General features: G+C 60.7%; 13 protein-coding genes. 11 read left to right on the top strand and 2 right to left on the bottom strand.

What is annotated here, in order from left to right; all coding sequences use genetic code 11:
* Window positions 1–20: 20 nt before the first annotated feature.
* From AC1PLS_RS13455 to AC1PLS_RS13495, 9 genes are all read left to right on the top strand, one after another.
* Window positions 21–329 (top strand): hypothetical protein, encoded by a 309-nt coding sequence (locus AC1PLS_RS13455; RefSeq protein ID WP_184431630.1) that lies wholly within the window; start codon window positions 21–23, stop codon window positions 327–329.
* Window positions 326–1,147 (top strand): competence protein CoiA, encoded by an 822-nt coding sequence (locus tag AC1PLS_RS13460; RefSeq protein WP_184431632.1) that lies wholly within the window; start codon window positions 326–328, stop codon window positions 1,145–1,147. Before AC1PLS_RS13455 ends, AC1PLS_RS13460 begins: the two co-directional genes overlap by 4 nt.
* A gap of 56 nt (window positions 1,148–1,203) precedes the next feature.
* On the top strand, window positions 1,204–2,373 hold the full coding sequence (locus tag AC1PLS_RS13465; RefSeq protein WP_481103775.1) for a DUF3800 domain-containing protein: 1,170 nt from the start codon (window positions 1,204–1,206) through the stop codon (window positions 2,371–2,373).
* 131 nt (window positions 2,374–2,504) lie between these two features.
* Window positions 2,505–3,395, top strand: a complete 891-nt coding sequence (locus AC1PLS_RS13470) for a baseplate assembly protein (RefSeq protein ID WP_184431636.1) — start codon at window positions 2,505–2,507, stop codon at window positions 3,393–3,395.
* Window positions 3,388–3,900 carry a phage tail protein I gene (locus AC1PLS_RS13475; protein ID WP_184431638.1) on the top strand — a complete coding sequence of 171 codons (513 nt, stop codon included), beginning with the start codon at window positions 3,388–3,390 and terminating at the stop codon, window positions 3,898–3,900. The genes AC1PLS_RS13470 and AC1PLS_RS13475 overlap by 8 nt, the downstream gene beginning before the upstream one ends.
* A gap of 104 nt (window positions 3,901–4,004) precedes the next feature.
* Window positions 4,005–4,667, top strand: coding sequence for a dienelactone hydrolase family protein (locus AC1PLS_RS13480; RefSeq protein ID WP_016905084.1), 663 nt, complete (start codon window positions 4,005–4,007; stop codon window positions 4,665–4,667).
* Complete coding sequence (locus tag AC1PLS_RS13485; protein ID WP_102596849.1) at window positions 4,664–5,101, top strand: HIT domain-containing protein; 438 nt, start codon at window positions 4,664–4,666, stop codon at window positions 5,099–5,101. The genes AC1PLS_RS13480 and AC1PLS_RS13485 overlap by 4 nt, the downstream gene beginning before the upstream one ends.
* Window positions 5,102–5,128: 27 nt before the next feature.
* Window positions 5,129–5,296 (top strand): LiaI-LiaF-like domain-containing protein, encoded by a 168-nt coding sequence (locus AC1PLS_RS13490; RefSeq protein WP_006452352.1) that lies wholly within the window; start codon window positions 5,129–5,131, stop codon window positions 5,294–5,296.
* 492 nt (window positions 5,297–5,788) lie between these two features.
* Window positions 5,789–5,974, top strand: a complete 186-nt coding sequence (locus AC1PLS_RS13495) for a LiaI-LiaF-like domain-containing protein (RefSeq protein ID WP_024939537.1) — start codon at window positions 5,789–5,791, stop codon at window positions 5,972–5,974.
* 22 nt (window positions 5,975–5,996) lie between these two features.
* Here AC1PLS_RS13495 and dcd read toward each other — a convergent pair whose 3' ends face one another.
* The gene (dcd, locus tag AC1PLS_RS13500; RefSeq protein WP_184431640.1) at window positions 5,997–6,566 is read right to left on the bottom strand and encodes a dCTP deaminase; all 570 of its coding nucleotides are present in this window, start codon (window positions 6,564–6,566) and stop codon (window positions 5,997–5,999) included.
* 96 nt (window positions 6,567–6,662) lie between these two features.
* Complete coding sequence (gene apbC / locus AC1PLS_RS13505; protein WP_024939536.1) at window positions 6,663–7,514, bottom strand: iron-sulfur cluster carrier protein ApbC; 852 nt, start codon at window positions 7,512–7,514, stop codon at window positions 6,663–6,665.
* Between the two features lie 339 nt (window positions 7,515–7,853).
* Between apbC and AC1PLS_RS13510 the strand changes: the two genes are divergently transcribed.
* Together AC1PLS_RS13510 and AC1PLS_RS13515 are read left to right on the top strand one after the other, a co-directional pair.
* Entirely contained in the window at window positions 7,854–10,844 is a 2,991-nt protein-coding gene (locus AC1PLS_RS13510; protein WP_184431642.1) for a TonB-dependent receptor plug domain-containing protein, read from the top strand.
* Window positions 10,845–11,223: 379 nt separating this feature from the next.
* On the top strand, window positions 11,224–14,313 hold the full coding sequence (locus tag AC1PLS_RS13515; protein WP_481103776.1) for a TonB-dependent receptor: 3,090 nt from the start codon (window positions 11,224–11,226) through the stop codon (window positions 14,311–14,313).
* Window positions 14,314–14,353 lie beyond the last annotated feature (40 nt).

The raw sequence follows: 14,353 nt of genomic DNA on the forward strand, positions 1-14,353 counted from the left end.
GAACTCGGGGGTGCCTTTCGATGGAAATATCTGACGAAACGATCAGGGGTTCGCTGCGTCTTATCGGTGACGACGACTTGCTGAAGCGTTGGGCAAAAGGCCATTTTAACGAGCAAGCATTGCCCATCGCCCAAGCTGAGCTTGAGCGAAGAGGACTAGATGTTTCCGAAGATGCCATCGCTCGGATGGAGACACGCGAAGAAGAAGACAAAAAAGCGATACGCCGTCATCAGAAATTGACCGCGAAGCGTTTCGCATTGCGCTTATTTTTGGGAGTGCTTGGCACCGCAATTGCTGGTATTGCCACATTCCTGGTTGCACTTCGATGACACGCAACTCAATTCGATTAGCGCTTGTGGGTGGCGTGCGATCACCTCCTATTGCTGGAGCAAAGGGTGAATGCCCAACCTGCGGGTCTGCAATGATCGCCAAATGCGGCCCGAAGCTTATTCACCATTGGGCACACAAAGGGCGTCTCGACTGCGACCCTTGGTGGGAGGGCATGACTCAATGGCATTTAGATTGGCAAGCCAATTGGCCCCTGGAATGCCGCGAGATAAATCACAAGGCTCCTGATGGAGAGATACACCGCTGTGACGTGAGGACGCAATCGGGGATTTATGTTGAAATCCAGCATTCTGCAATGACTGACGCCGAGCGGCAGTCACGCGAAGATTTTTATCAGAATTTAGTCTGGATTATAGACGGCACCAAGTTCGCCAAGAACTTCAAGGTGCATCATATTCTCCCGGACCCCACGCTTGATTGGGCAAAGGATCTAGTTTGGTATCCAGTTGAACATCCAAGTCATTGGGGGACAAGTTGCGGAATGTACTTTAAACGCTCTCTAATTCAGGAAGACAGAAAGAGGCTTCCAGACTCAGACATGGGGCGTATCTTCTTCTTGCCTCACGATCAAGAGATGTTCGAAGAAGCATACATCGGCCATCACCAGTACTCTTGGCTGCGCCCTCATAGCACTTGGCTCGCCGCTACGCGCCCCGTCTACATCGATTTCGGCGATAAATTTGTTTACCGCCTTGAAAAGTATCCAATCGGCAAGATCCCATGCGTTAGATTAGTGAGCAAATCTAATTTTATATCTGAACTGTCCTCAAAAGATTCAGCTTCCGATGTTTGCTTCTGAATTGAAAATCCATCTCCATTATTAATTTTAAAAATACCCACAAGGAAGCGAAATCAATGTTCTTTCATATCGATGAGACTGGAAACACGGGCAATGATCTCTTTAATAAGGATCAGCCGAGGCTAGGCTATGGCGTTTTATCAAGCAGAATGAATGTCGACGCGATCGGAGTTGATCTTCATAAGAGGATGCTTCAAACGATTAAATCAACTGAATTTCACGCCAAGGATCTGCGCACATCTGGAATAGTAAAAATCTCAGATCTACTTCTCAAGCTTCAAGACAAGATGAGCTTTGATTTTGATTATTATTTTATAGAAAAAAGGACGCATGCCAGAGTTCTTTTCTTTGATGCTGTTTTTGATGCCGGACTAAATCCCGCAGTCAGATGGGAAAGCTATTGGACGCCCATGCGATTTGTGATAATCCATAAGCTAGCCTACATCTTGGACGAAGACCTACTTCGCAAATCGTGGAGCTTGTGCACGGACCGTAATATTGACAGGCGCGAAGCGGATATCGTCGAACTACTTACAGAAATAAAAGCAAGAGCATCAAATAGCGGCTTGGATCACAGAAGCATAGAGATAATATTGGACGCCCTTTCATACGGGATAAAGAATCCAATGGAGCTGGATTTTGGCTATCCAGATAAAAAAATCGTCTCTCCTAATGCTGTTGGCTTCCAGTTCGTCGTGAGCGCTCTAGCTAGAAGACTCAGAAGCAAGGGACTAAAAGATGCATCTTCAATCATTGTCGATCGACAAAATGAGTTCAACAAAGCTCAGATTGAAACCCACAGGGTGCAAGGACTTATAAAGCAGGGCATGCAGCATGCGCCACTCAAGGACAGGCAGGCTATTCTGAATCATCCACTATACAAGCACATGGACGTTGACGAACTTCTTGGAAGAGGCTACCCGGCCAGAGAGATAGCTGTTATGGATAGCAGCAACTCAATTGGACTTCAGATCGTTGACATCTATCTCTGGATGGCGCAGCGAATGGTGACCGATCAACTTCCGCGAGAGCTATATCAGCTAGCAAGAAAAATATTCCGCAGGTCTTTGATAGATGGAATCAGCATGGACGGAATGGAAAAACGTTTTAACGGCTTCATGTCCGATGTCGCCAGCTATGGAGATTTATCGCAGGAACAGTTGCGTGCGGCGGCCGAGGATATCGAACGGCACCGAGTTAAAGTTCGGGAAATGAGCCTTGAGTGATTTGTATCAGCATGCAATCTGCCGGGACCGCACCAATCGCTGCATGTAATTTTAGGTTTTACTAGACAAGCGCATTGGCCGATTAGCGCAACGAGGGGAGTCTATAACGACTCCCTCCCTCCTCATGCGCTATGGCCTCCTTCACGGCGGTAGATCTATCCAGGCTCCGAGCTCCCGACCTTATAGAGGCGCTGGACTTCGAGACGATTTTCGCTGAGGCGCTAGCCCAGTTTCGCAAGCTGCTGCCGGAATTCTCCGCGCTCACGGAAGCCGACCCGGTCCACAAGCTGCTGCAGCTGTTTGCAGCTCGCGAGCTGCTGCTCCGCCAACGCGCCAACGACAAGGCCCAGCAGACCATGCTGGCCTTCGCCACCGGCAGCAACCTCGATCACCTCGGCGCGCTATTCGGAGTGGCGCGGCTAGTACTCGATCCGGGGCAGCCGGAGAACGGCATTGCACCAACCCACGAGTCGGACGTGGACTTCCGCCGCCGGATCCAGCTGGCGCCCGAGGGCTTCAGCGTTGCCGGCCCCGAGGGCGCGTACATCTACCACGCGCTCAGCGCGGCCGCCGATGTCATGGACGCCAGTGCCACCAGCCCCGCACCCGGGCAAGTACTGGTAACCATCCAGTCGCGCACCGGAGATGGCATGGCTCCACAGGCGTTGTTGGACCAGGTCGCTTCGATTCTCACCAACGATGACGTGCGCCCGCTGACCGACAGCGTCACGGTCCAGAGCGCCCAGATCGTCCCGTATGCCATTCGTGGGCGCGTCTACACCTACGCTGGCCCGGACTCGGCGGTGGTCATCCGTGAGGCGCTGCGCAGCCTGCGGGCGTATCTGGATGAGGCACACCGCATCGGCCGTGATGTCCCGGAGTCAGCCATCAAGGCCAAGCTGTTCGCCGATGGTGTGCAGCGCGTGGAGCTGGACTCGCCTGCAGCGGACATCCGGATCAGCCGCACGCAGGCCGCCTACTGCACCGCGATCGACATTGTGCACGCCGGCATCGATGAGTAATTCCCCGCTGCCGCCCAACACAACGCCCATGGAGCGCGCCCTGGCCGCCGTTGCGGCGCGCCTGGAAGCGATCCCGTTGCCATATCCAGACCTGTGGAATCCGGACACATGCCCCGCCGGCCATCTGCCTTGGCTGGCCTGGACGCTATCGGTGGACGACTGGAAGGCCGACTGGAGCGATGCGGTCAAGCGCTCGCGCCTGCGCAGCGCCATGGCAATCCAGCGCCGAAAAGGCACCGCCAACAGCGTCCGCATGGTGGTGGCCTCGTTCGGGGGTGCGGTGACCATCCGCGAGTGGTGGCAGCAGCAGCCACACGGCCAGCCGCACACCTTCGAGCTGACGCTCACGCTCAACGGCTCCGATGGCAGAGCTGCGAGCGCCCGGTTCGTCGATGAGGTCATCGCCGAGGTTGAGCGCACCAAACCGGTCCGCTCGCACTTCGGCTTCGTGCAGGGCCTGGGGCCTGAGTGGAGCAATTATAGCGGCGTGCGGGCAGCGCTCTGAACCGCGCTGCGGGCAGGCAAGGTCATCTTAGCGAGACCCTCACCTGCAGCGCCGCCGATCCGGTCGATAATGCGCGCCTTCCCCCTACCGCAGCAGGAGTTCCCATGGGTCACTGGACCACGCTCGACACCCCCGACGGCCAGGTCGCCGCCTGGCACGCCACCCCGACCTCCAGCCCGCGCGGCGGCCTGGTGGTGATCCAGGAGATCTTCGGCGTCAACGAACATATCCGCGCGGTGGCCGACGATTACGCCGCACGCGGCTACGAAGTGCTGGCGCCGGCCTTCTTCGACCTGGAAGAGAAGGACGTGCAGCTGCCCTACGACCAGGAAAGCCTGCAGCGCGGCCTGGCACTGGCCAATGCGGTCGGCCTGGAGCGCGCGGTGGAGGTGGTCAAATCCGCCGCCACCCTGCTCGGCCGCGCCGGCAAGGTCGGCACCGTGGGCTATTGCTGGGGCGGCTCGGTGGCGCTGCTGTCGGCGATCCGCCTGGGCCTGCCCTCGGTGAGCTACTACGGCGGCCGCAATACCCAGTTGCTGGACGAAACCCCGAAGGCGCCGGTGATGTTCCACTTCGGCGAGCAGGACACCAGCATTCCGCCCGAGGCGATCCAGGCCCACCGCGAGAAGCTGCCGCAGATGGAAACTTTCGTGTATCCGACCGGCCACGCCTTCAATCGCAGCATCGACCCCACCCACTACGACGCCGACAGCGCCGAGCGCGCCCTGGAGCGCACTCTGGGCTTTTTCGAAGCGCATCTGGGATGAGCGGGACTGCAGCCGGCATGTCCGGGGCGAGCGGCTTCCAGCTCGATGCGCGGCTGGCCGCAGACAGCGTGTTCGTCGCCGACGGACCGCTGTCACAGGTGCGGCTGATGGACGACAGCCGCTTCCCGTGGCTGGTGCTGGTGCCGCGCGTGGCCGATGTCAGCGAGTGGATCGATCTGGATGGCGGCCAGCAGCGTCTGTTGCTGGCCGAGATCAATCAGCTCTCGCAGTTGCTGCGGGTCGAGCCCGGGGTCGCCAAGCTCAATATCGGCGCGCTGGGCAACATCGTGCGGCAGCTGCACGTGCATCTGGTCGGCCGGCATCCGGGCGATGCGGCCTGGCCTGGCCCGGTCTGGGGCAGCGGCAGCGCGCAGCGCTTCGAGGCCGACGCGCTGCACCAGCATGTCGCTGCGTGGGCGCAGCGGCTACGATAGGCGCCCGTCTCACAACCACCTGTCCGCATGAAATCCAATGTCGTCGCCGCGCTGATCCTGATCCTCGTCGGCCTGCTGTTCCTGGCCAACAACCTGGGCTGGACCAATGTCAGTCTTGGCCGGCTGATCGCCACGTGGTGGCCGGCGGCGCTGGTCGCCTGCGGTGTGGGGATGTTGTTTGGGCGGGGCAAATAGCCGGGAATCGGGAATCGGGAATCGGGATTGGGGAATCGTAAGAGCGCGCTTTTGGCGCAGTTGGTTCCCGAACTGTCCGGCCGTAGCTGCTGACCTGTCACTGATTGGATGCGGCAACGCGCCTTGACGCGCGGCTCTCGCCCGTGCGCGTGATGGGCGCTAGCGCCCATGAATATGGAATGGAGCGATTCCAGCAGTCGATCAGCCCCAGCGCCGGGTCAGAGCGCCGACATCCCTTCTCCCATCGGGAGAAGGTGCCCCGAAGGGCGGATCAGGGGACGTGCGAAGCCTCATGCGCTAGCCGACTGCACCCCCGCCCGCAGAAAGCCAGGGCTTCTGTATCCCTGGGACTGCCAGCGAACACGACACGGCCCCCAATGCAGCCATGACCTGGCCGACATGACGTTTGTCATCCGCAAGAGTTGACTTCCGGCACCTGATCGGTGGGCGTGTTGCGCGCAGCATGGGCGCACACCTACCGAGGACATCGCCATGCACTATCGCCTGATTCCCGCCCTGTTCCTGATCACGCTGGGCACGCTGTTTCTGCTGGACAACCTCGGGCTGGCCCGTATCGACCTGGGCAACCTGGTGTCGACCTGGTGGCCGGCGTTGCTGATCGCCGCCGGCGTGCGCCAACTGCTGCGCTACCGCGAGCGGGCCACCGCGACCTGCTGAAGGCCGCGGCTGCTCCACTGCATCAGGTGCGCGGCAGGGTCACGCCGGTCTGGCCCTGGTACTTGCCGCCGCGGTCCTTGTACGAGATCTCGCAGACTTCGTCGGACTGGAAGAACAGCATCTGCGCCACGCCTTCGTTGGCGTAGATGCGCGCCGGCAGCGGCGTGGTGTTGCTGAATTCCAGCGTGACGTGGCCTTCCCACTCCGGCTCCAGCGGGGTCACGTTGACGATGATGCCGCAGCGCGCGTAGGTGCTCTTGCCCAGGCACACCACCAGGGTGTCGCGCGGGATGCGGAAGTATTCCACCGTGCGTGCCAGCGCGAAGCTGTTGGGCGGGATGATGCACACATCCGATTCGATATCGACAAAGCTGCCCGGATCGAAGTGCTTCGGGTCGACGATGGTCGAGTTGATGTTGGTGAAGATCTTGAACTCGCGCGAGCAGCGCACGTCGTACCCGTAGCTGGAAGTGCCGAAGCTGACGATGCGCTGGCCGGCGGCATCGTGCTTGATCTGGCCGGGTTCGAACGGCTCGATCATCGCGTGCTGTTCGGCCATGCGCTTGATCCAGCGGTCGCTCTTGATGCTCATGCGGTGTTCCTTGAAGACGGAAGGCGACAGGCCGAGCGGCCCGCGCGAAAGGCAGCGAATTCTAGCAAGCGGCCGGCACCAGCGCCGGCCTGCGCGCTACAGCAGCGACGCCGAAATCGGGATGCTGGCGCGCGGCCGCTTGCCCAGCTCCTCGGACAGGCGCGCGGCAGCGGCCAGATAGGCCTGCGCTGCCGCCGACTCCGGCGCGGCCACCACGATCGGCTGGCCGGCATCGCCCTGCTCGCGGATCGCGATCGCCAGCGGCAACGACCCCAGCAAGGGCACCCCGTACTGGGCGGCCATGCGCTCGCCGCCGCCTTCGCCGAACAGGTGCTCGCGGTGGCCGCACTGGCTGCAGGTGTGCACCGCCATATTCTCGACGATCCCGAGCACCGGCACCTCGACCTTTTCGAACATCTTCAAGGCCTTGCGCGCATCCAGCGTGGCGATGTCCTGCGGCGTGGTGACGATGACCGCGCCGGCCACCGGGATCTTCTGGGACAAGGTCAGCTGGATGTCGCCGGTGCCTGGCGGCAGGTCGATCAGCAGGTAATCCAGGTCGTCCCACAAGGTGTCGTTGAACAGCTGGGTCAATGCCGAGGTCGCCATCGGCCCGCGCCAGATCATCGGCGTGTCCTGATCGACCAGCAAGCCGATCGACATCGCTTCGATTCCGAACGCGCGCAAGGGCTCGATCGACTTGTTGTCCGGGCTGTCCGGCCGCCCGCTCAGGCCCAGCATCGCCGGCACGCTCGGCCCGTAGATGTCCGCGTCCAGTACGCCGACGCGCGCGCCCTGCTGACGCAAGGCCAGCGCCAGGTTCACCGCAGTGGTGGACTTGCCCACCCCACCCTTGCCGGAGCCCACCGCGATCACATTGCGGATGCGCGGATGCGGCGCCAGCGCGCCCTGCACCGCGTGCGCGGGGATTCTGCGCTCGCCGCTCATGCGCGTGCGCTCCGGGAGGGGTCGATCGCCTTGCTTGAAGCGTATTGCACCATCGTCGTCTTTGCCTGCCTGATTCGTCGTGCGCTGCCAACACAGCGATGGCTGCATCGCCAGGCGCAGCGCATGGGAAGACCGGCAGTTTACCGGCTCGGCCACAGGCAGATGCGTTTCAAGCTGTCACCAGACATCGGCGCTGCTCGCTTACTTATGTGTCAAATGGCGACAAATTTCACAAATGTGGACACATGATTAAGGAATTGTTACGTTCGGGATTCAGTTCAGCCAGCGCTCAGCGAGCACAGCTGTTTCGCAAAATCCCAGCGAGGAATCCGCAAGGTCATGTCGAGCCGTCTTTCGCAACACACCCCGCGTCATCGTTTGAGCACCGCGTTGTTTGTGGTGCTGGCCGCTTCTGCCGGCCACGCTGCCGCGCAGTCAGAAAACGGGCTCGCACCCGGCACCACCGATCTGGACAAGGTCACTGTCACCGGCTCGCGCATTGCGCGTACCGGCTTTGTCACGCCCTCGCCGGTCACCGCAATCAGTGCCGAGGAAATCCGCGCCACCGGCGCGACCACCATCAGCGACCTGATGGCGCGCATGCCGGCGCTGGCACCGAGCTACACGCTGGGCAATTCCACCCGCTTCATCGGTACCGCCGGGCTGGGCTTGCTCGACCTGCGCGGCATGGGCACCGACCGCACCCTGGTACTGGTCAACGGCCGTCGCCACGTGGGTTCCAGCCCGGGCTCGACTGCGGTGGACGTCAACACGATTCCGGTGGAATGGGTGGAACGCGTCGAAGTCATCACCGGTGGTGCCTCGGCCGTCTACGGTGCCGACGCAGTAGCCGGCGTGGTCAACTTCATCCTCAAGAAGACCTTCACCGGATTCGAGACGCGCGCGCAGACCGGTCTGGCCGATGAGGGCAACTACAACCGCTCATTCGCCAGCTTCTCGGCAGGCAGCGACTTTGCGGACGGCCGTGGCAACATCGCGGTGTCGGGCGAATACAGCAAGCAGGACCGCTTCGGTCGCGGCAACCGCGCCATCGGCCGCGAGTACCTGGTGTCGGTTCCGAACCCCGCGTTCGATCAGAGCCAACCGCCGAGCGAGCGCAATCCGCAGAACGTGCTCAGCGGCCCGGGCGGCAATCATTCCACGTCCTACGGCGGCACCTTCAACCTGGGTACCTTCGATTTCCGCAACCCGGCCAGCTATGGCAACCGCTACCTGTTCAACCAGGACGGCAGCTTCCGCCGCAACCGCTACAACGGCACGGTGGTCAGCAACACCTCCTGCGTGGACTGCGACTTCGTCGATCTGAATGCGGTCGCCGACCTGCAGCCCGGCTTCGATCGCAAGAGCGTCAATACCATGATCAACTTCGAGGTCAGCGAGAACCATCGCCTGTTCTTCGAAGGCAAGTACAGCGAGACCGATTCGGAATTCTTCGGCCAGCCGGCCTTCGACAGTTCGCTGCGCGTGCGCCGCCAGAATCCGTATGTCAGCCCCGAACTCGGTGCGCTGATGGATTCGCGCGGTGCCACGCAGATCCTGATGAACCGCTTCAACGTCGATGCCGGCCGTCGCGGCGAGAACATCGAACGCAAGACCTATCGCGCAGTGCTCGGTGCCGAGGGCAACTTCACCGATAACTGGAGCTACGACGTGTCCGCCAACTACGGCAAGACCACGGTCGACCGCTTGAATCTCAACAACCGCATCAACGAGCGCTGGCAAGCCGGTATCGATGCCGCACGCGATGCCAGCGGCAACATCGTCTGCCGCACCACGCTGGATCCGAACGCGATCAATCCGCACACCAACCGCGTCTATTCGGCGCTGGCGCGCGAAGGCTGCGTGCCGTTCAGTGTGTTCGGCAACGGCGCGGTGACCCCGGAAGCAGCCGCATGGTTCAATACCACCGCGCGCTCGCAGGCCAAGATCCAGCAGACCGTGTTCAGCGCATCGGTGGCCAACAGCAACCTGCTGTCGCTGCCGGCCGGCGACATCGGATTTGCCGGTGGCGTGGAATACCGCAAGGAGCAGAGCGAGGAAATCACCGATCCGCTGGCGGCCTCGGGCGCGACCTTCCTCAACGCCATCCCCAACAGCGGTGGCGAATATACCGTCAAGGAAGTCTTCGTCGAGAGCACCATTCCGTTGCTTGCTGGCCTGCCGGGCGTGGACCGGTTGGCGCTGGATGTGGCAGGACGCTATTCGGACTACGACAGCATCGGCTCGACCAAGACCTGGAACGTAGGCCTGGACTGGACCATCATCCCGTCGCTGCGTCTGCGCGGCACCGTGGCACAGGCAGTGCGCGCGCCCAGCATCGGTGAGCTGTACGACTCGCAGAGCGAAAACTTCGCGACCATCAACGACCCTTGCAACTACCTGCCGACCAACACCAACCGCCCCGGCACCGCAGGCGATGTGGCATTGCGCCAGGCCAACTGCAGTGCGCTGGGCGTGCCGGTGGGCTGGATCGATACCTTCACCTCCACCCGCCCCGGCGTGAGCGGCGGCAACCCGGAACTGAAGCCGGAGCGCGCGCGCAGCCTGTCCTATGGCCTGGTGTGGCAGCCGGAGTTCTTCGAGGGCTTCGGCATGTCGATCGACTACTGGCGCATCGACCTGCAGGATGCGATCGGCACCGTGACCGCAGAGACCAATGCCACGCGCTGCGTGGACAACCCAGGCGGCATCAACAACAGCTTCTGCGGCTTCGTGCAGCGCGCCCCGCTGGGTGGATTCACCGACCCGCAGGGCCGCATCTATCCCGAGCACAGCATCATCGGCTGGCAGGCGCTCAACGAAAACCTGTCACGCTCGCGGCGTGTGGGCGTGGATCTGGAAATGGACTACCGCTTCCAGCTCGGCGAAGGCAACACCGTGCTGCGCCTTGTCGGCACGCGCCTGATCCAGTCGCGCGAATGGGTGTTCCAGGACTTCCCGGCCGAATACGACGAGTACGTGACCTACGTGACCGATCCGCGCTGGCGCGCGCAGTTCCAGACCAAGTACAACTGGAACGAATGGCGTGCCTCGTGGGACATGAACTATGTGGACGGCAACCTGCGCGTGACGCCGGAGAGCTACAACAGCAATCCGGGCTCGGCCAGCCCGATCAAGAACGGCTCGTACACCTACCATAACTTCCAGTTCGGCTATCAGTTCCCCGGCTCGAAGATCGACGTCTACCTCGGCATCGACAACGCCTTCGACAAGGATCCGCCGCGCAACTACTTCGGCTCGGACTTCACCTCCGCGCTGTACGACAACATCGGCCGGTTCTTCTACCTGGGTACGACTGTCAGGTTCTGAGCGCTGTTGACGATGCATCGAAAAGACCCCGTTCGACGGGGTCTTTTTTGACTTCATGTTTCATATGAAACCAGTAACTCCGGACGCGACACTCTCAAGATGAGCGCGGCGCCATGTAGCGTTCGGTTAATCGGCGCAATGTCATGCCGCATCGCACGCACTGACAAAAATGAATACTCGTGCCGCACACGTCCGCGATTGTTCGCATGCCCTGCAATTTGTGCGCAGATCCGCATATTTGATGCGGATCTCGCCCTTTTCATTAACGAATCATTCAAACCGCTTGCGACTCAGACCACACATTCATTACGTTCGGGTTAAGGCCATCTGACTCTCCGGTGACCGCCACTTCTCCCGATACCCAGCTGAAAGGTTAGGAATGAGCAATCAAATTCGTCGCCATGCCCTCAAGCGCACCGCTCTGGCTGTTGTGCTCGGCGCCTGTCTCGCCAATGGCGCGGTCTACGCACAAAGCACCACCGGCAGCATCTACGGTAGCGCTCCCTCGGAAGCCGGCAGCACCATCGTCGTTCAAAGCGACACCGGTCTCAGCCGGACGATCACCATCGACGTCAACGGCCGTTACAACCTCGGCTCGTTGCCGGTCGGCGCTTACACCGTCACCTTGAAGCGTGGCGATCAGGTCGTCGACACCCGCAAGAACGTGCAGCTGCGCGTGGGATCCGGCACCGAGGTGTCGTTTGCTGGCGCAGCTGCCAGCGGCAGCACCGATGCAACCACGCTCGGCGCGATCACGGTCACTGCCGCCAATGCACCGAAGATCGACGTCAGCTCCACAAGCTCGCGATCGGTGATCACGTCCGAACAGCTGGCAACCCTGCCGCTGGGACGCAGTGCAGAAGCGATTGCGCTGCTTGCTCCCGGTGCTGTCTCGGGTGCCGGCGCATTCAACAACGGTTCGCGCTCCGTCGTGTCTTTCGGCGGCTCGGGCGTTACCGAAAACGCGTATTACATCAACGGCTTCAACGTCAGCAATCCGCTGAGCAACCTGGGCGGCGTCAGCCTGCCCTATGGCGCCATCGACCAGCAGGAAACCTATACCGGCGGCTATAGCTCACGCTATGGTCGTTCGACCGGCGGCGTGATCAGTCAGGTCGGCAAGCGCGGCACCAACGAATGGCATTTCGGCGCGCAAGCGGTGTGGGAGCCGAAGAACCTATCGAGTTCGGTCGGCGATGTCTGGTACCCAAGCAACACACTCAACTCCAATCCGCGCTACAAGTACGAAGATCCAGAGCTGCCGGGCACGATCTATCGTAGCGGCAAGGGCGACGTGCAAAGCCGCACGGTGTACAGCGCTTATGCTGGTGGCCCGCTGATTGAAGACAAACTGTTTATCTTCGTGGCGGGCGAAACCGACAAGACCGACGGTGCAGTGACCAACACAGCGACCGCCGCTACTGCGCAAGGCCGTAATCATTACGATTACAGCTCGCCGAAGTTCTACGGAAAGATCGACTGGAACATCAACGACAACAACATTCTCGAATACACCCGCATAGAAAATACCGATCGTCGTGCCGGCGCCTACAGCAACTATGATTACGACACACGATCCGATGGTGGTCCGTCCGGCCTCTACGCCGATACTTACAAGATCAAAGACACCTACGACATCTTCAAGTACACCGGCTACATCACTGACGACCTGACGGTCAACGCCACCTGGGGCCGCAGCACACAGCACAACCAGCAGTTCAACCCGCTGGTATCCCCGCTGCCCTTCATCGCCGGCCTGAATCTGCAAAATCCGGCCATCACCGGTGGCACGCCTATTTCCAACAATCAGGCGACCAATCGCTCCAAAGCGGATGACCCGATCAACAAGACGCGCAATCTGCGTCTGGAATTGAACTACCGGCTGGGCGACCACGATCTGACCGCTGGCGTGGACAACATGTACTTCAACGCCTACGACGAAGGCGTGCGCACGACCGGCCCTGGTTATCAGTGGATCTACGGCAGTGCGGGTGACGAAGTTTCGCCAGTCCGCGGCACGCTGGGCGTTGGCGCCACCGGCCCGGGTACCGACGGCTACTATGCTCAACAACGCATCTTCACCACCACCACCAGCATGGCGGTGGAACAGAAGGCCTATTACCTGGAAGACCGCTGGCAGGTCAATGATCACTGGTTGCTGACGCTGGGTATCCGCAATGACAAATTCACCAATTTCAACAGCGATCATGTGCCCTATGTCGATAGCGGCGACCAGTGGGCACCACGCTTGGGCGCCAGCTGGGACGTGTTTGGCGACTCCTCGCTGAAAATTTTCGCCAATTTAGGACGCTACTACCTGGCGTTGCCTAACCAGGTGGCAATCCGCGGCGCATCTGCCTCGACCTATACCGATGAATATTTTGCCTATACCGGCATCGATGCCAATGGCGAACCGACTGGCCTGCGGCCGATCGGCCCCGGCCCGGTGTCGAGCAATGGCGAATACGGCCAGGCCCCGGATCCGAACGCCTTTGCACCAACCGATCTGAAGTCGCAGTATCAGGATGAGTTCATCCTGGGCTTTGAGAAGACGCTGGGCGAAAGCTGGAACTCGGGTGCAAAGGTCACGTACCGCAAATTGCAGGCCGCCATTGACGATGTTTGCGACACCGGACGTATCGCCGACAAGCTGGAAGCCAGCGGTGCCAACCCGGATGCGGTAGACATCCCCGGCTGCGTGATGTTCAACCCGGGCAAGACCAACACCTACAACCTCGCCAATGCCGATGGATCCGGCTATACCCAAGTCTCCATGTCGCAGTCCGACTGGGGCTTCACCGACAAGGCCAAGCGCAGCTATGTGTCGGTCGATCTGTTCCTCGAACACCCGTTCGACGAGAAGTGGTATGGCCGCGTCGACTACACCTGGTCGCACAGCTACGGCAATACCGAAGGTCAGGTGAAGTCCGACCTCGGCCAGGCCGACGTGTCCAAGACGCAGGATTGGGACTCGGCCGAACTGATGTACTACGCCGGTGGCAGCTTGGCTAACGATCGGCGCCACCAGATCAAGGCGTTCGGTGCCTATCAGATCAACCCGGAATGGATGGCCTCCGCCACCCTGCGTGTGATGTCGGGCACGCCGATCAGTTGCCTGGGCTTCTATGGCGGCCCGAATGCGGACGAGGTCGACTATGATCCGATCGGCTACGGCTCCTCGTACCACTACTGCGGCCTCCAACCCTCGTCTCCTGGCGATGCAGGCCGGACGCCGTGGATCAAGAACCTCGATTTGGGCTTGACGTACCGCCCGGCGTTCGCCGATCACAAGCTGGCCTTCGGCATGCAGATCTTCAATGTCCTCAACGACCGCGCGGTCAATCGTGTCGATGGCGTCTACGAGGGCGATGTTCCCTTCAATGTCTCCAACACCTACCGCCTGGGTCTGCAGCCTTACAACTACAACCCGCCACGCTATGTCCGCCTGACCGCCTCTTACGATTTCTGATGCGGCAAGACGACCGGAGACGTCACGACGTCTTCGGCGC

The organism is Xanthomonas sp. NCPPB 3218 (assembly GCF_056725185.1).

Coding starts and splice junctions, on each gene's coding strand:
- AC1PLS_RS13455 (WP_184431630.1), top strand. CDS start 21: ATGGAAATATCTGACGAAACGATCAGGGGTTCGCTGCGTCTTATCGGT.
- AC1PLS_RS13460 (WP_184431632.1), top strand. CDS start 326: ATGACACGCAACTCAATTCGATTAGCGCTTGTGGGTGGCGTGCGATCA.
- AC1PLS_RS13465 (WP_481103775.1), top strand. CDS start 1,204: ATGTTCTTTCATATCGATGAGACTGGAAACACGGGCAATGATCTCTTT.
- AC1PLS_RS13470 (WP_184431636.1), top strand. CDS start 2,505: ATGGCCTCCTTCACGGCGGTAGATCTATCCAGGCTCCGAGCTCCCGAC.
- AC1PLS_RS13475 (WP_184431638.1), top strand. CDS start 3,388: ATGAGTAATTCCCCGCTGCCGCCCAACACAACGCCCATGGAGCGCGCC.
- AC1PLS_RS13480 (WP_016905084.1), top strand. CDS start 4,005: ATGGGTCACTGGACCACGCTCGACACCCCCGACGGCCAGGTCGCCGCC.
- AC1PLS_RS13485 (WP_102596849.1), top strand. CDS start 4,664: ATGAGCGGGACTGCAGCCGGCATGTCCGGGGCGAGCGGCTTCCAGCTC.
- AC1PLS_RS13490 (WP_006452352.1), top strand. CDS start 5,129: ATGAAATCCAATGTCGTCGCCGCGCTGATCCTGATCCTCGTCGGCCTG.
- AC1PLS_RS13495 (WP_024939537.1), top strand. CDS start 5,789: ATGCACTATCGCCTGATTCCCGCCCTGTTCCTGATCACGCTGGGCACG.
- dcd (WP_184431640.1), bottom strand. CDS start 6,566: ATGAGCATCAAGAGCGACCGCTGGATCAAGCGCATGGCCGAACAGCAC.
- apbC (WP_024939536.1), bottom strand. CDS start 7,514: ATGAGCGGCGAGCGCAGAATCCCCGCGCACGCGGTGCAGGGCGCGCTG.
- AC1PLS_RS13510 (WP_184431642.1), top strand. CDS start 7,854: ATGTCGAGCCGTCTTTCGCAACACACCCCGCGTCATCGTTTGAGCACC.
- AC1PLS_RS13515 (WP_481103776.1), top strand. CDS start 11,224: ATGAGCAATCAAATTCGTCGCCATGCCCTCAAGCGCACCGCTCTGGCT.